15 protein-coding genes are annotated in these 17,133 nt (G+C 30.3%); all 15 read right to left on the bottom strand.

Annotation, left to right across the window (positions count from 1 at the left end; all coding sequences use genetic code 11):
• Positions 1-1,029, bottom strand: coding sequence for a cytochrome d ubiquinol oxidase subunit II (gene cydB / locus HMPREF1983_RS05350; RefSeq protein WP_021753271.1), 1,029 nt, complete (start codon positions 1,027-1,029; stop codon positions 1-3).
• Between the two features lies 1 nt (position 1,030).
• On the bottom strand, positions 1,031-2,413 hold the full coding sequence (locus tag HMPREF1983_RS05345; protein ID WP_021753270.1) for a cytochrome ubiquinol oxidase subunit I: 1,383 nt from the start codon (positions 2,411-2,413) through the stop codon (positions 1,031-1,033).
• Positions 2,414-2,607: 194 nt separating this feature from the next.
• Positions 2,608-2,961 carry a DUF1634 domain-containing protein gene (locus tag HMPREF1983_RS05340; protein WP_021753269.1) on the bottom strand — a complete coding sequence of 118 codons (354 nt, stop codon included), beginning with the start codon at positions 2,959-2,961 and terminating at the stop codon, positions 2,608-2,610.
• Positions 2,962-3,807, bottom strand: coding sequence for a sulfite exporter TauE/SafE family protein (locus HMPREF1983_RS05335; RefSeq protein WP_021753268.1), 846 nt, complete (start codon positions 3,805-3,807; stop codon positions 2,962-2,964).
• Between the two features lie 12 nt (positions 3,808-3,819).
• Positions 3,820-4,452, bottom strand: coding sequence for a thiamine diphosphokinase (locus HMPREF1983_RS05330; RefSeq protein WP_021753267.1), 633 nt, complete (start codon positions 4,450-4,452; stop codon positions 3,820-3,822).
• Positions 4,452-5,096, bottom strand: a complete 645-nt coding sequence (rpe, locus tag HMPREF1983_RS05325; RefSeq protein WP_021753266.1) for a ribulose-phosphate 3-epimerase — start codon at positions 5,094-5,096, stop codon at positions 4,452-4,454. Before rpe ends, HMPREF1983_RS05330 begins: the two co-directional genes overlap by 1 nt.
• Before the next feature lie 103 nt (positions 5,097-5,199).
• A complete protein-coding gene (gene rsgA, locus HMPREF1983_RS05320) occupies positions 5,200-6,069 on the bottom strand; it encodes a ribosome small subunit-dependent GTPase A (RefSeq protein ID WP_040461107.1) in 870 nt (289 codons plus the stop codon).
• A gap of 23 nt (positions 6,070-6,092) precedes the next feature.
• A complete protein-coding gene (gene recN, locus HMPREF1983_RS05315; RefSeq protein WP_021753264.1) occupies positions 6,093-7,811 on the bottom strand; it encodes a DNA repair protein RecN in 1,719 nt (572 codons plus the stop codon).
• Positions 7,812-7,826: 15 nt separating this feature from the next.
• Positions 7,827-8,636 (bottom strand): TlyA family RNA methyltransferase, encoded by an 810-nt coding sequence (locus HMPREF1983_RS05310; protein ID WP_021753263.1) that lies wholly within the window; start codon positions 8,634-8,636, stop codon positions 7,827-7,829.
• A gap of 456 nt (positions 8,637-9,092) precedes the next feature.
• Positions 9,093-10,070, bottom strand: coding sequence for a BtrH N-terminal domain-containing protein (locus HMPREF1983_RS05305; protein WP_021753262.1), 978 nt, complete (start codon positions 10,068-10,070; stop codon positions 9,093-9,095).
• On the bottom strand, positions 10,067-10,582 hold the full coding sequence (locus HMPREF1983_RS05300) for a PadR family transcriptional regulator (RefSeq protein ID WP_021753261.1): 516 nt from the start codon (positions 10,580-10,582) through the stop codon (positions 10,067-10,069). Before HMPREF1983_RS05300 ends, HMPREF1983_RS05305 begins: the two co-directional genes overlap by 4 nt.
• A 256-nt stretch (positions 10,583-10,838) precedes the next feature.
• A complete protein-coding gene (locus HMPREF1983_RS05295; RefSeq protein WP_021753260.1) occupies positions 10,839-13,232 on the bottom strand; it encodes a glycogen/starch/alpha-glucan phosphorylase in 2,394 nt (797 codons plus the stop codon).
• 53 nt (positions 13,233-13,285) lie between these two features.
• Positions 13,286-14,704 carry a glycogen synthase GlgA gene (glgA, locus tag HMPREF1983_RS05290; protein ID WP_021753259.1) on the bottom strand — a complete coding sequence of 473 codons (1,419 nt, stop codon included), beginning with the start codon at positions 14,702-14,704 and terminating at the stop codon, positions 13,286-13,288.
• A gap of 130 nt (positions 14,705-14,834) precedes the next feature.
• Positions 14,835-15,980, bottom strand: coding sequence for a glucose-1-phosphate adenylyltransferase subunit GlgD (gene glgD / locus HMPREF1983_RS05285; protein ID WP_245576430.1), 1,146 nt, complete (start codon positions 15,978-15,980; stop codon positions 14,835-14,837).
• Positions 15,952-17,124 (bottom strand): glucose-1-phosphate adenylyltransferase, encoded by a 1,173-nt coding sequence (locus HMPREF1983_RS05280; protein ID WP_040461102.1) that lies wholly within the window; start codon positions 17,122-17,124, stop codon positions 15,952-15,954. The genes glgD and HMPREF1983_RS05280 overlap by 29 nt, the downstream gene beginning before the upstream one ends.
• Between the last annotated feature and the right edge of the window lie 9 nt (positions 17,125-17,133).

Raw genomic sequence — 17,133 nt, 5'->3', positions numbered from 1 at the left:
TTAGTACTCCAATTCATCTTCTTTTGTTAGTCGTTTTCTAAAAATAGAATACGACCATACTTGGTATCCAAGAACGAATGGCAATAAGAATAACGCTACTATTGTCATAAGTCTTAGAGTATAAATTCCGCTTGCAGCATCATATATAAATAGTGATTGTGTAACATCATTACTGTTTATGATAGCTCTTGGGAACATTCCAACAAAAACACTCAATGTAAGGAATGCTAATGTACCGGATGTACATAAAAATGCTGATAAATCTTTTCCTTTGAAGTTTAAAACGAACGACACTACGAAGAATACCACAGCTATTAATGCCAAGATTAATCCTATATAGTAATTATTTGTAAAAATGTCCGTTTTAAACAACGCCCAAACTGCAAATATCAGTGTAACAACTGCAGCAAACGGGAATAATAGTGCCGAAACACCACGTGCGGCATTTCTTAATTCACCTGTTGTTTTAAGTGCTAAGAATTGTGCACCATGAACAAGCATTAGTAATAACATCATAATACCACCTAAAATAGTAAACGGTGATAATAATCCTAAAAATCCATCAATCAGATTTTTATTATCATCAAGGTTAGCCCCTGTCATAAAATTAGCAACGGCTACTCCCCATAAAATCGGCGGTAAAAAGCTACCAATAAACATTGCGAAGTCACATGCTTTAATCCACTTTCTATTATTACCTAATTTTCCTCTAAATTCAAACGAAACGCCTCGTAAAATTAAAGCAACAAGCATCAATACAAATGCAATATAATATCCGCTAAATAATTTACCATACCAGATAGGAAATGCGGCAAACATCGCTCCACCACCGGTAAGCAACCAAACTTCATTGGCGTCCCAAAACGGACCGATTGTATTAAAGTACACACGTTTTTCAACATCATTAGTACCCAATATTTGTGCTAATATACCAACACCAAAATCATATCCTTCTAATACGAAAAATCCTGTAAATAACACTGTAATTAGTAAGAACCATATATTTGGTAAAGCTACTGACCAATCCATACTATGCTACCTCCCTTACAGTTGTTTCTTTTTTCTTCATCATATGTCTAAATAATACATATTGTGCTACACCTAATACTGTATATAAAATACAGAAGACCGCTAATGAAAATAGCACTGCTGCTCCGGAGTTAGAAGATACCCCTGTTTCTGTAGGCATTACACCAAAAATTATAAACGGTTGACGCCCCATTTCTGCCATAATCCAACCACAAGCAGTTGCTATCTCAGCTATCAGCAGCATCCATGGCATAATTTTTAAAAACCAACGTTTTTTAATTTCATTTTTTCTAAATGAGAATATTGTTCCCAGTAATGCCATTAAGAATAATAATCCGCCTGAAGCACCCATAATTCTGAATGTATAATACATCACATGCACATTAGGAATATAATTTAAATGTTTTCCAATAATCGGATAATATTTTTCATCCATTTCTTTTTGAAGAGTATGCATTCCTTTTAAACTACCTTCAAATTTATTGTATGCCAAGAAACTTAACATTCCCGGAATTTCAATTATTTCTTCTGTTTTTTGTTGTTTTTGGTCAATTTTTGCCAAAACAGAAAATGCTGCAACATTTCCCGAATCTTCATACATCGCTTCAGCAGCTGCTATTTTCATCGGATATTCTCTTACTAAATATTGTGCTTGAGAGTGACCGGTTACAAGTAGCGCTGACGATCCTATTAAAGCACCTACAATAGAAACCTTAAATGCTTTTCTGAAGATCGAAACTTCATGACCTCTAACAATTTTCCACGCTGCAATTCCTGCTATAACAAATCCTCCTACAGTTAGTGATGTAGCAAGAATATGAGGGAATTGATTCCATAGATATGGATTTTTAACAATCGCAAAGAAGTCTATCATTTCTGCTTTTTTACCAATAATTCCGTTATCTACATATTTAACACCAACAGGATGTTGCATAAATGAGTTAGCTGATAAAATCCAAAACGCTGACATAATCGTTCCGATACTAACCAACCAAATACACATAGCATGTAATTTTTTATTAATTTTATCCCAAGAAAAAATCCAAATACCTATAAATGTTGATTCAAGATAAAACGCAAGTAATGCTTCAATTGCCAATGATGGACCAAATACATCTCCAACAAAAGATGAATATTCAGACCAGTTCATTCCAAATTGAAACTCTTGTAGAATACCTGTTACGACCCCTACCGCGAAGTTAATTAGGAACAAATGTCCAAAAAACTTTGTGATTCTTTTATAATGTTCATCACCAGTTTTAACATAAATACTTTCAAATATCGCGATTAAGAATACCATACCTATTGTAATTGGTACGAAGAAAAAGTGGAACACTGTTGTTGCAGCGAATTGTATCCTTGCAAGTAATAGTGGATCCAACATAAAAATACCTCCTTTATTGTTTTAAATTATATTTAAAGTAAATATTACAATACTATTGTATAACATATTTTTATGATGTCAAAATAAAAATGTTAAAATATTGTATAATATCAACATTTTAACATTTTATGTTCACAGTTTAGACAAATTTAATTTTAATTAATAATGATAATAGCTATCAATAAGGGTTTTATTTAGTTATGTTTAACTCCTAACGTTAAACTAATACACAAAATAATTAATACTATAATACAAACTTTTACAAATTTATAATCCTTTTCTGTATAATAAATTACTAATAATCCTAATATTCTTAAAACCGGAGTTAATATTAGAACAAAAATACCGCACATTAAATATGCGTAATAATCAAATTTCAGCAAACCTTTTAACATTTCTATAAATGTATAATGTTCTATAACTAACCTACCGTCACTATGAGTAGTAAAAGCCAGAGTAATACCTAAAATAATAAATAAAGAGCTGGTATAGACACCTAATTTTAGTATATTTGAAATAATAATATTAATATCCTTCTTCTTATTCATTTACAGCACCCCCAGTCCTTTTAAGAACATGTTGACTACGGTAAATAATAGTATCGGTAAAAATATATATCGTATATATTTTGCTTCTAAACGTTGCATTACTTTCGCCCCTGTTCTTGAACCAATCAAAGTTCCAATAGCTATCGGCGCCGCTATTGTCGGATTAATTGTTCCATTGAAAAAATAAATTAATGCACTAGCTGTTGCAGTTACCCCCATCATAAAATTACTGGTTGCTGTACTTACTTTAATAGGCAATTTCATATAATTATCCAAGGCAATTACTTTAAAAGCACCACTTCCAATGCCTAATAAACCGCTGGCAAATCCCGCACCAAACATAATCAGTGAACCATGAGGTACATTTGTTACGTTATAATTTACCGTTCTTTTTATTGCTTTGTCATAATAAGACGAATTTAATTTGAAAGTATCTGCGTACTTATCATTTTTAACAATTTCTTGTACTCTTTTTTTAGTAATAATACCCGTTTTTTTCAACATTCCATAAAATGAGTTTAATAATATAAGTGAAAAGAATATATATAGAAGTTTTGATGAAAAAACTCCTGCCATCAAGGCTCCGACAACCCCACCCGCAGTTGTAAATATTTCAAGTAACATTCCTACACGCATATTACTCATATGATCTTTAACAAAAGCTATTGCAGATCCACTGCTTGTAGCTATTACCGCTACTATACTTGCTCCTATGGCGTATTTAATATCAATACCAAATAAAATAGTTAATGCCGGCGTAATAATAATTCCCCCGCCAAGACCGACTAACGATCCTAAAAATCCGGCAAAAACAGCAATTAAAACAAATTGAATTATTTCTGTCATAATATCTCCTAACTAATCTTTTGCATATATTACCAAACAATTTTTATCAACCTCTAATTCTATTTTTTTATTATCAAAAAATTCATTGCTGGTTGCATTTGGTCTGGTCAAAGTTAACTCTAAATTCTCCACTTCATATTTGGCATTTTTTATTGTCATAATAGTATGTTCATATAAGGGGACTATTGAAAAATACTTGTATTCTTTTTTAGGTAAAAATATATTCTTACCTGCTTTTGCCACCATAATAATGTTATTATCATCAACAATATTCATTACCGTTTTAGAGTATTTTTCACTATTAAGTAATAGTATATTCCCAAAAAAATGATCTAATCTTTTTCCGGTTGCACCATAAATATTTATGATTTTTATATTTTTACATATACTATGTATTTTTCTCAATGCAAAATCTGCATCTGTTTCTATTTCATTATTTTTCTTATAATAATATTTAGAATTATTTTCTATTCTAAGTCGCTCATCATCATTAACAGAATCAAAATCGCCACAACCAATTAATAGCTTAATTCCCTTATTCACTAAATATTTTGCTCCACCATCAACACCACACCAATGACCCGAAGATATTGAGTTCGGTTTTTCTCCATCAAGCATTATATTTATCTGTGTTATTTGTTCCATTATTTTAATAATTCTCCCAAAGTTTGTTTTTTATTTTCTGCCGCAAACAAAAATGAACCACATACTAACAAATCAGCTCCACGTTCACGGCATAATTTTGATGTTTCAATATTTATTCCACCATCTACTTGAATTAAATAATTATAATTTTTGTTTATTCTGATATTATTTAATTCTACTATTTTATCAAGCATTTCATTTATAAATTTTTGACCACCGAATCCCGGATTTACCGTCATTATTAGTACATAATCTACCTTTGGTAATAAATACTTTATACTTTCGACAGAAGTTTGCGGATTAAGAACTATTCCTGCTTTTTTACCTAAATTCTTAATAACTTGAATTACTCTATCTGCATGGTTAGTAGCTTCAATATGAAACGATACCATATCACACCCAATCTGACAAAAACGCTCTACATAATTTTCCGGATTAGCTATCATTAAGTGACAATCAAAGAGTGCTTTTGTTTTTTTTCTTATTGACTCTATAATCGGGAAACCAAATGAAATATTAGGTACAAAATTACCGTCCATTACATCAATATGTAGCATATCAATTCCAACTTGTTCCAATTCTTTTATATCTCTTTCTAAATTTGCAAAATCTGCCGATAAGATTGATGGTAATATTTTTTTCATTTTCAAACTCCTTTAAATTATTTAATATATTATTTTGATATTTTAAAGCTAGGATTTTATATAATAAAATTACTAATTTCACTGTAATATTTAACAGAAAAATTTAATATTTTTTCTTCTGTGTTTCTTTTTCTTTAAAAAACATTTTATAATCTTCATAACGACTCTGTAATAATTCTCCCGTTTTGACAGCTTCCTTTACACCGCAATTGACTTCTTCCACATGATTACATGGTTGGAATTTACATGTATAATCACTAAATTCTCTAAACAAATATTGAATATCTTCTTTTTCTATAAATGTTATATCTATCGAAGAAAATCCTGGTGTATCCGCTATATAAAAATCATCAAGTTTATAAAATTCTATATGCCTTGTCGTATGGCGACCACGTCCTAAATGTTTGGAAATTTCTGCTGTTTCTATATTTAGATTACCTGATAATTTATTAATAAATGATGATTTCCCTGCACCGGATTGCCCTGAAATAGCTATGTACTCTCCGGATAATTGTGATTTTATTTTACTTATATCTTCTTCATCGTTAGTATATACTTGATATCCTATACTTTTATAATACTTCATTACTTTGTACATATATTCCTGTTCAATTTCATTTAACAAGTCTAATTTGGTAAAAATTAAGATAATATCAATATTACTATTTTCATTTAAACAAATAATCTTATTAAGTAACTTGCTGGAAAAATCAGGATCTTTCGCTGATATAATAATCAAGTTGTGATCTATATTTACTACTTTCGGTCTCAACAATTCATTTTTTCTATCTAGTATTTCCACCACATACCCTGTGTCATTATCAGTCATTTGAATAACGACATTATCGCCAACCAACGGTACAATACCGTCATTGCGAAAATTCCCTCGTGCTCGACAAGTAATCATCTTTTCTCCAACTTGTACGTAATAGAATCCACTTAATGCTTTTAAAATTTTGCCTTTTTCTGTCATAATCATCCTTTACACTTTTTATATTATATATCTTTATTATTTTTAACAATACTATTTATTATATTTTTTTGTGTTTTTTTAGCCAACGCTAACATTTCTACCGCATGTTCTTCTGATAATTTTGTTAAATTATCTCCTGATAACATTCTGGCTACCTCCATTATTTTTTCTTGGTCATTCAACTCTTTTATTTTTGTTAATGTTCTTTTATCAAATATCACTTTACTAATTAACAAATTTGTATCAGCTAATGCCGTTGTTTGTGGTAAATGTGAAATGCACAATACTTGAGAATTAACCCCTAACTGATACATTTTTTCTGCCATACGTTGTGAGACACGCCCACTAACTCCGGTATCAATTTCATCAAAAATAATTGACGTTGCCTCAATACTACGTGAAAAAATAATCTTCAACGCTAACATAACACGGGAAAGTTCTCCACCGGAAGCAACTTTTGACAATGATTTAAGCGGTTCTCCTAAGTTAGCGCTGATAAGTATTCGTACATCATCACAACCATCTTGTGAAAAATCTCTTTCTTTGAAATCAATTTTTATTATGCTTTTTTCCATATATAAAAATTTAAGCTCTTCTTGTATTAAACTTTCAAGATAAATTGCTGTCTTTTTTCGTACTTCTGTAAGTTTTTTAGCTAATTTCTTTATATCTGTTTCTATTACTGCGCTTCTTTTTAAATAGTTTTCTATGTTTTCTTCATAGTTTTCTAATTCTTCTAATTCCTCTGCTATTTCTTCTTTAAAAATAATCAGTTCATTTAATTTACGTGAATATTTTCGTTCCAGCATACGTATCTTATCTAATCTAAAATTAAGTTTATTTAATTTTTCTTCATCATATTCTATGTCATCTGTATAGCTGGATATTTCATATCTTAAATCATCTAATATATAATATAAATTTGTAACTTCCTCATATTTTTCATCAAAATTATCATTATAACGACTTAATTCTCCTAAGTTGGAACGAATCCTTCCTAATTTCGACAAAATTCCACGCTCACCATCTATATCTTCAGAAATACTATATGCCAAATTATTCACTTTCTCAAAATTTTCTAAGTAATCAATCTCTTTTTCTAATTCAAAATCTTCATCTTTTTTTAATTTTAACGATTCGAGTTCATTATATTGATATTTTAAAAAATCTATCTTTTGTAAAACATCACTTTCTTGTTTCTTCAAATTAGAAATTTTTTCTTGTATTATTTTATACTCTCTATATTTTTCTTTATATTTCACTAATATCGGTATTATTGTTTCTTTTGAAAAAGTATCTATTAAATTTAAGTGATTTTTTTCAATTAGCAATACTTGATTATCGTGCTGTTCGTGAATATCCAATAAATGAGCGGTTACTTTTTTCAATGTCATCAGATTTACAACAACACCATTAATACGACAAATACTTTTTCCTGTACTGTATATATCACGTCTTATAATAATGACCTCATCATCTTCTACACCAAGGTCTAACTCTCTAAATATTTTTACTACTTCTTTACTTTTTGGAAAGTCGAATACTCCTTCTACACTTGCCTTATCTTCTCCGTATCTTATATAAGAAGTTGATGTCCTTTGCCCTGAAAGTTGGGATATAGCTGCGAGTATCATAGATTTTCCCGCTCCGGTTTCACCGCTGAGTACAGTCAATCCATTTTTTAATTCAATCGTCGCTTGTTCAATAATACCAAACTGTTTAATATTTAATTGTAATAACACGTACCTTCCTCCTATTTATTTGAAGTGATTATGAGCATTATTTACTACATGCTCAATATTTATATTACTGTTATTTATCTCTTTTTTAGCATTATAACTAAGTATCATAAGAAATTCAATATTCCCTTCTCCACCGGTAATAGGAGAATATGCTAAGTTTATCATACTAAACCCAACACTGTTGGCAAATAATAATACTTTTTCAATTACTTCTGATTGAATTTTTTTATCTCTCACAATTCCACCTTTACCGACTTTATCACGTCCGGCTTCAAACTGTGGTTTAACTAATGCACACACCATTCCGTTATCATTAATTACGGAAGCAAGATTAGGTAAAATTAATGACAATGAAATAAATGATACATCAATAGATGCTATATCAATCGGATATATATTAAAGTCTTCTTTAACACTATATCGAAAATTGGTTTGTTCCATAACTTTAACATGTTCATTATTCCTAAGTTTCCAAACCAGCTGGTTAGTTCCTACATCAAGGGCATAAACAAATTTCGCACCATGTTGTAAAGCACAATCAGTAAAACCGCCAGTTGATGAACCAATATCAAGCATAACTTTATCTTTTACATCAAATCCTAATTCACTAATTGCTTTTTCTAATTTAAGACCGCCTCGACTGACATATGGCATCTGTTTTCCTTTAATGCGAAGTGTAGCGGTAAAATCCACTTTTTCCCCCGCCTTATCTATTCTTATATTATCATTATAAACTATACCTGCCATAATAGCTCGTTTAGCTTTTTCTCTTGATTCAAATAACCCTTGACTAACGCAAAGGACATCCGCACGTTCTTTTGTCATAACTACCTCTTTATCCAGTAAGATTTTCTTTAATTATTGATTATAAAAATTACTTTTTAATTTATCATTATAACTTTTAAAATCAAAAAATCATTATCTCCATATACACTTATGTTTAATTTTACCATATTGTACGATTTTTGGCTATGCGTTAACATGTCCTTTATTAAATTAATAAAAATAAGGAACGACCCAAAATCATGATTTCGTTAGAAATCGATTTTATCTGATCGCTCCCACACAGCTCATTAAATTTAGAAAAAGCTCTTTAAAACATATCTCTAAATTAATGTGCCATAAAATATAACTACTAATAAGTAAATTATATTATAATTTTTAACTTTTAAATCTCTCCTTATATGTTTAATTTTTATTCAACTGATATTTTTATATTTTACTATAAAAATTTCCTTTTATTCTACATCATAACATTATCATGATAAATAAAATTATAATCTAAATACCTTTTAGTAATTCCATAGTTTCTTTTTCTTTTTTTGAAATAATTTTTAATACATCAGCAGCTTGCAAAACGTGGGTACGTTCGTCTGTTTCTCCCACTTTTTCAAACAGAGAGATTACCTCTGCCCATTTTTTAGCAATATCAATAAATTCATTATATGCGTGTTTAATAACCTGATTATTTGTTATTTGATACGCTTCGTGTAAAAAATCACGATAAATATTTCTAAATAAAGCTCCACCGGTTCCTGATCTCTCCATTAACATTGCAGAAGTTGAAAACTCGAATTTTCTATTTGCTGATCTATCAAACCATTTTATAATTTCTTCGCTTGCTTTTTCAATACCTTTATAATTTAAATTCTTAATAGGTGGATTCAGATAAGTATGTGCATTATTACGGATTGCGGTTACAATTGCTTCTTTCAACGGTATTATATCATTATTTTTTTCAAGTATATAATATAAATTTTTAGATGACATAGGTCCTTTTTCACTTCGTGCCATGGCTAAACTTTCTAATGATGTTTTTACATCAGAACCTTGTTGAACAGTGTCGACTAAATAAGCATTTTTATCATCATATCCAAGTATCGCAACATAATGACCTGCAAAATGAGGAGGATTTTTAAAATATTCCAAGTAATAGCAATCTAATTTTAAGCCAACCGCTTTCCCGCTATCAAGTAGTTGTTTTACCTCTTTCCATGCTTTTATTTTTGATGTTGTTTCTTTAACGATTAACTTGAGATTCAAATTTTGTGCTATATTTTTTGTTAGTAAATCTGTTTTAATACGTCCTCCTATAAAAGGGAAATCCATATTTTTCATATTCCATATAATAAAACCAAGTCCTTCTCCTAAACCGAATAATAACGGTTCGCTTAATTCAATTCCTAGTTGATTTAATAAAGTTCCTGTTGCGGTACTTTCACAGTGTTGCCCAATAAATGATTTCGTTGTTATTTTCATTTTCTTAATCTCTCCAATTCACTTTTTATCCAATTTAACTCCGCTTTTAATAATACTTCACTTAAGCTAAATAATTGTCTTGCTGCTTGAACATCGCTACCTTTTTCCATTTTTTCTTGTAAAGCTTTTAAATCTGTCATTAATACAGCTTGTCTATTTTCTAAAGCAGTTATTAATTCTAATGTATTGATTAAATGACTGGTTGCTAATCCTGTCATAAGATGTGTATTAGCAGGTTTTCTTTCTGAAATTTGCTTTTTTGTTTTTTCTTTTAGCTCTGTCATTCCCAAATCTGTTATCTTGTATTGTTTTTTCTCCTTCCCCTTAGCTAAAAGACTGGTTGCTAATTGCTTTTTCTCCAGACGTTCAAGTACATAGTAAATAGACGAAAAACCGATTTCTGCCCATTTTCTCATACCTCTTTCAGTGATTAAATTTTCTATATGATAACCGTGCTGTGGTTGCTCTGCCAAAAGTCCCAGTATTATTTGTTCTGTTAATGATATTTTCATATTACTATTCTAGCACTAGAATACTTTTGTGTCAAATAAAAATATTAAATAAATATCTTTTTAAAATATTTCAACTCAATTTATAAAGACTTAATTATAAAATTTTTATAAATTGTTTACTCGTCTTCTTTTATTATACTTATAATTTTTCTTTTTGTTATTTTACAACTTATCATATAAAAATACTAAGCAGTCTATTACCACTTAGCATTTTATCCTTATTTTTTCTCTTGCCTTATATTTGGCACAAAGTCTATTATTTTACCTTTTTTATATTCCAAATATTTTTTGCATATTCTTCAACCGATCTATCAGCTGAAAAAATACCGGCATTTGCCGTATTAATTAAACTCATACGTCCCCATTTTTCTTTATTTTGATAAATTTTGGAAACTTTTTCTTGCATTTCTACATAACTATCAAAATCTGCTAAACACATAAAATTATCTTGTGTTAAAAGATAATCTACGATAAAGCTAAAATTCATTCCGCCAACTGTCATCGTACGAATAAAATCTAACGTTTCTTTAATACGTGGAGAAGCACTGTAGTATTCCCATGACTTATACCCGCGTAGATTTAAGTCGTTAACTTGTGATGTTTCTAAACCAAAGATAAAAATATTATCATACCCGACAGCCTCACAAATTTCAACGTTTGCTCCATCTAATGTTCCAAGAGTTATTGCTCCGTTTAACATAAGTTTCATATTTCCCGTTCCACTAGCTTCTTTTCCGGCTTGTGAAATTTGCTCACTTATATCAGCGGCAGGAATAATTTTTTCTGCTAATGTAACTTTATAATCCGGCAAGAATACTACTTTAATATACTCTCTAACTAATTCATCAGATTCAATCATTTGTGAAATTGAATGAATAAATTTAATTATATTTTTTGCCATTTGGTATCCTGATGATGCTTTCGCCGCAAAAATGAATGTCCTTGGTACAGGTCTTAAACCATTATATTTAATTTCTTTATATAAATAAACAATATGTAAGGCATTTAATAGTTGACGTTTATATTCATGTAGACGTTTTACCTGAACATCAAAAATAGAATTTGGATTGACTGTTATACCGGTTGTATTTTGAATATATTCAGCAAGTTGTTCTTTTTTGATTTTTTTGATATCCATTAATTGTTCAATAACTTTTTTGTCGTTAACATAGTTATTTAATTTATTAATTTTTGATAAATCTTTAATAAAATCATTACCAATAAGTTTTTCCAGATAGACTGCTAATTCAGGGTTTGCTTGACCCAGCCATCTTCTATGAGCGATACCGTTCGTTACATTTCCAAATTTAGTTGGATATAATTCATTAAATGCTTTAAATGTTGACTCTACCAATATATCACTATGTAATTTAGATACCCCATTCACATTATGACTGCCAACTATAGATAAGTTCGCCATTCTTATTTGATTATCGTAAATAATAGCTGTTTGGGCTAAAGTATACCCCTTACCTTGTTCCAGTGCCCAACCGCAAAAACGTTTATTAATTTCTTCAATAATTGAATAGATACGCGGTAATAACGGCTTGAACAAATCTACCGACCATTTTTCTAAGGCTTCTGACATAATAGTATGATTAGTATAAGCAAATGTTTTTGTTGTAATTTTCCACGCTTTTTCCCATGAATATCCATATTCATCTAATAAAAGACGCATTAACTCCGGTACTCCCATTGCAGGATGGGTATCATTAATATGTAGCGCCACATGTTCAAATAAATTTTCTAAAGTACCAAATTCATTATAATAATTTTTTACTAATTGTTGAAGTGATGCACTAATGAAAAAATATTGTTGCTTAATACGCAATTCTTTACCCTCATTTGTACTGTCAGCAGGATATAATAATTTAGAAATTGAAGAAGCGATTGCTTCTGCTTCTGACGATTTGGAATATTCACCTTTTTCAAACAGTTTCATATTAAAACCGGTTTTTGCTTTTGCTTCCCATAGTCTTAAAGTATTGACGCTATCTGTTTTGTAACCGGATATTAATAAATCATATGGTTCAGCTTGAATTGCCGTGTAATCCTTGTGTTCAACAGTAAAACCTTTTTCGGTTAATTTTTCTTCAACATATCCATAAAAACGCACTTCGACTTCTTCATCATTACGATATACCAATCCGTATTTTCCAAGATCCAACCAATAATCCGGAAATTCTTCTTGCCATCCATTATTGATAACTTGTTTAAAAATACCATATTCATACAAAATAGAAAATCCCGTTACCGGATAATCATTGCTTGTCAAAGCATCTAAATAACATGAAGCAAGCCTACCAAGTCCACCGTTACCTAATCCCGGATCCGGTTCAATATCATAAATTTCGTCTAATGAAAAATTATTATTCGCTAAATATTCTTTAACCTCTTGTTCTAACCCTAAATTAAATAAATTATTACGCAATGTGCGTCCTACTAAAAACTCCATTGACATATAATATGCACGTTTTTGTTTAGTTTTCTTTAATTCTTGTTCATATACAAATTTTTTCTCCGATAATTCTTCACGCACTGTACTCATAACAGCTTCATATATTTGACGTTTACTTGCTGCATCAATCGTTATCCCAAATTGTCTTTTTAAATATTTTTCTATTTTTATTTCAAATTTTTTTGCCCTCATCTATCTCTCCTAAATTATATTTTTCTACATTTAGTATTACATTTTAAATATTATTAAACTATAAACTTGTACATATCTAAGTATTTTACTGCTGATTTTTTCCAACTAACATCTTGTTGCATGGCGTTTTTTATTATTTTATTCCAATTATAACGTTCTTGATAATAACAATACGTTGCTCTATAAATTGCATCCAACATATCGTAAGCATCAAATGTTTCAAAAGTAAATCCTGTTCCTTGAGAGCCGTTAAACGGCTCAACAGTATCTCTCAATCCTCCTACACGATGAACGATTGGAACAGTACCGTAACGCATTGAAATCATTTGCGACAACCCACATGGTTCTGTTTTTGACGGCATAAGAAACATATCGCATGCTCCATATATCTTCGCTGACATTTCACCGGAAAACATGATTAAACTACGAACTTTATCATGGCGCCTAAACTCTAAAGCATGTAATGCCTCCTCGTAATGACTATCACCTGTACCAAGAATAATTAGCTGTGCTCCGCATTTTAAAATTTCATCGGCTACATGTAGTAGTAAGTCAATCCCCTTTTGATGTGTAAGGCGGGTTACCATACCTATCATCGGTATATTTTCATTTATCTCCAACGACATTTCTTCTTGTAATTTTAATTTATTTTGCACTTTATTTTTAATAGTTTCCAAATCGTAATTCTTATAAAGTTGTTTATCCGTTTTTGGATTAAATTTATCTATATCTATACCATTAACAATACCATGTAGTTTTCCTTGTTCGACCCTTAATATACTGTCTAAACCATAAGAAAAATACGGCTCTAAAATTTCGTGAGAATATGTTTCACTTACTGTATTAATACGATCCGCCAATTGTATAGCACCTTTTAATAAATTTAAATTACCGTTGTAAATTAATGCATCAAAATATTTATTATCCAAACCGAATAAATCTCGCATATCATATGGATTGAATATCCCTTGGAACTCTATATTATGAATTGAAATAACACTTTTTATTTTATTATAGAAATTTTCGCCACGTGATTTCAAATCATCTAAATATATAATTGATAATGCTGTATGCCAATCGTTAGCATTAAGGACATCCGGTTTATACTCTATATGAGGTAATATTTCCAATGCCGCTTTTGAGAAAAATGCAAAACGCTCTCCATCATCATCTTGTCCATAAATACCGGAGCGATTAAAATATTGCTCATTATCAATAAAATAAAATTTCACACCATCAATTTCTGTCTCAAAAATACCGCAATATGCTTTTCTCCAACCTAAATTAATAAAAATATGTTTTTTATATTGTAAATTAAATTTTTCTCTATCAATTGAAGTATATAACGGTAAAATTACTCTTGCTTCAACACCTTCATCCTGCAATGCTTTTGGTAGCGAACCTATTACATCACCCAATCCGCCAACTTTAACAAAAGGTGCAGCCTCTGCCGCCACAAATAACACTTTCATTATAACATCTCCTTAGTTGTTATTAATTAATATAAAAAGTTAAAAACATCGCCATATAGCCTTATTAACTCCATTTTCTCCCCAAAATCGAAAATTTTATATAATCCCAGCGATGCTCTAACTTCATATATTATACTCTTTTTCCTTTTTCAATAATTATAGGATTGTTTTCTGCGCCTTTTAGTTCCATATCTTCTGATATTTCAACTAATTTATCCGAAATAATATAATTAACATGCACATTGCGATTAATTATTCCATTTTGCATAATAATTGAATTTTTTACTATTGCTCCTTCTTCCACCACCACGTCTCTAAATAAAATACTATTCTTAACAGTTCCTTTGATTACACAACCATCTCCCAATAATGAATTACTTACTACGGAATGTTCTCCATAACGTGTAGGTACACTATCTTGAACCCGTGTCAGTATGTCTGCTCCTGATAAAAACACTTCATTTAACTTATCACGATTTAATAAATCTCTGTTAAATTCAAAATATGATTTTACCGTATTAATAGTCTTACTATACCCTGTTATTTCGTAGGCATAAACATTTAACTGGTGAAAGTTTTTAGCTACATAATCTAACAATATATCTTCCCAGCCTAATGTTAACCCTTTTTTTACAACCTCTTTAAATAACTCTTTAGTCATAATATATATTTTAACTTGAGTTGCACATATTTCATTCGAACCGTTAAAATGATATAAGCTGTCATATACACGATTATTTTCATCAAAAATAATTTGTGACTCACCAATATTAGGTTGTCTGTAAGTATATGCAAGAGTTATATCTGCATTGGTGGCTAAATGATATTTTAACATTTCTTTAAAGTCAATATTACCGACAATATTAGAATCCACTAAAATACAATATTCTTCTAATAAACTATCTGCATATACCATTGTATTACTCAATGCTTCTATTTTATTGCGTGCCACACGTGTTGATAAATGATTAGATAAAGGGGTAATAAATTTAAGTCCACGATTTTTACGATTCAAATCCCAATCTTTTCCCCAACCTACATGATCCATTAATGATTTATAGTTTTGATTACTGACGATTGCTATATTCGGTACTTCCGCCTTAACTAATGACGACAACATAAAATCCACCATTCTATATCTTGATGCAACCGGTAACGACGCAAGTGTTCTGTCCCTTACCAATCCCTGCAAATCATTACTTTTTTTATAACTATCTGCGAATAATATACAAAAGGCATTTACCATATCAAATTTCCCCCGCCTTTCTATTTTCATATACAATTTCATCCTTACCTATAATGGTAATCATCTCTTGACCTAAAACAATATCTCTATGTCCTACTTCTATGTATGCTTTAATAACAGCACCTTCTGCTACAATAGAATTATAAACTTTTGCTCCTTGTTCAATACGTGCATTTTCCATAATAATGCTGCCAACTACTTCTGCTCCTTCTTCTATTGTAACACCTGAAGAAATAATTGAACTATTGACATTTCCTAAAACAGATGTTCCATCAGAAATCATAGACTCTTTTACTCGTGCCGTGTTACCAATATACTGCGGCATAACCCCTGCATGACGATAATAAATACGCCAAAGTTTATCGTCAATATTAAAGTTTTCCTTGTTTTTAATCAAGTCCATATTAGCTTCCCATAAACTTTCAATAGTTCCCACATCTTTCCAATATCCTGCAAATGGGAATGCGTATATTCTCTTTCCTTCGTTAAGCATCATTGGTATAATGTTTTTCCCGAAATCTTTTTCACTAAATTTATTTTCTTCATCACGAATTAAATATTTACGCAATTCTTTCCAACTGAAAATATAAATCCCCATAGATGCTTTAGTTGAAATCGGATGCTCCGGTTTTTCCAAAAATTCTGTTACACGTAATTCTTCATTCGTATTTAAAATACCGAAACGACTCGCCTCTTCTATTGACACATTAATATGTGCAATAGTTAAATCTGCATCTTTTTGTTTGTGAAAATCAAGCATTTCTTTATAATTCATTTTATAAATATGATCTCCCGACAAGATAAGTACATAATCCGGATTATACTGTTCAATATAATTTATATTTTGATAAATTGCATTAGCAGTTCCTTTATACCATTCTCCCGTTTTACCTGCTGTATATGGTGGTAAAATCGATAAACCGCCATCCATTCTATCTAAATCCCACGGCTGTCCATTACCCATATATGAATTTAACTCCAGTGGCATAAATTGAGTCAATACGCCTACCGTCGAAATACTGGAGTTTGCACAATTAGATAATGGAAAATCTATAATTCGGTACTTTCCACCAAACGGTACCGCCGGTTTTGCCATATCTTTTGTTAATACTTGTAATCTTGTTCCCTGTCCGCCTGCTAATAACATCGCTACTATTTCTTTTTTTTGAACCATTATATAATC

Source organism: Gemella bergeri ATCC 700627, from assembly GCF_000469465.1.
GTDB lineage: Bacteria > Bacillota > Bacilli > Staphylococcales > Gemellaceae > Gemella > Gemella bergeri.
Note: the sequence above shows the minus strand (reverse complement) of the source record. Positions and strands in the feature narration are given on the sequence as shown.

What these genes read in the sequence shown, in the direction of transcription:
- HMPREF1983_RS05305 (WP_021753262.1), bottom strand. Translation starts at nt 10,070, where the DNA reads ATGAAAATAACAACGAAATCATTTATTGGGCAACACTGTGAAAGTACC.
- cydB (WP_021753271.1), bottom strand. Translation starts at nt 1,029, where the DNA reads ATGGATTGGTCAGTAGCTTTACCAAATATATGGTTCTTACTAATTACA.
- HMPREF1983_RS05340 (WP_021753269.1), bottom strand. Translation starts at nt 2,961, where the DNA reads ATGAATAAGAAGAAGGATATTAATATTATTATTTCAAATATACTAAAA.
- glgD (WP_245576430.1), bottom strand. Translation starts at nt 15,980, where the DNA reads ATGAAAATAGAAAGGCGGGGGAAATTTGATATGGTAAATGCCTTTTGT.
- HMPREF1983_RS05345 (WP_021753270.1), bottom strand. Translation starts at nt 2,413, where the DNA reads ATGTTGGATCCACTATTACTTGCAAGGATACAATTCGCTGCAACAACA.
- HMPREF1983_RS05300 (WP_021753261.1), bottom strand. Translation starts at nt 10,582, where the DNA reads ATGAAAATATCATTAACAGAACAAATAATACTGGGACTTTTGGCAGAG.
- HMPREF1983_RS05310 (WP_021753263.1), bottom strand. Translation starts at nt 8,636, where the DNA reads ATGACAAAAGAACGTGCGGATGTCCTTTGCGTTAGTCAAGGGTTATTT.
- HMPREF1983_RS05280 (WP_040461102.1), bottom strand. Translation starts at nt 17,124, where the DNA reads ATGGTTCAAAAAAAAGAAATAGTAGCGATGTTATTAGCAGGCGGACAG.
- HMPREF1983_RS05330 (WP_021753267.1), bottom strand. Translation starts at nt 4,452, where the DNA reads ATGGAACAAATAACACAGATAAATATAATGCTTGATGGAGAAAAACCG.
- HMPREF1983_RS05295 (WP_021753260.1), bottom strand. Translation starts at nt 13,232, where the DNA reads ATGAGGGCAAAAAAATTTGAAATAAAAATAGAAAAATATTTAAAAAGA.
- rsgA (WP_040461107.1), bottom strand. Translation starts at nt 6,069, where the DNA reads ATGACAGAAAAAGGCAAAATTTTAAAAGCATTAAGTGGATTCTATTAC.
- HMPREF1983_RS05335 (WP_021753268.1), bottom strand. Translation starts at nt 3,807, where the DNA reads ATGACAGAAATAATTCAATTTGTTTTAATTGCTGTTTTTGCCGGATTT.
- glgA (WP_021753259.1), bottom strand. Translation starts at nt 14,704, where the DNA reads ATGAAAGTGTTATTTGTGGCGGCAGAGGCTGCACCTTTTGTTAAAGTT.
- rpe (WP_021753266.1), bottom strand. Translation starts at nt 5,096, where the DNA reads ATGAAAAAAATATTACCATCAATCTTATCGGCAGATTTTGCAAATTTA.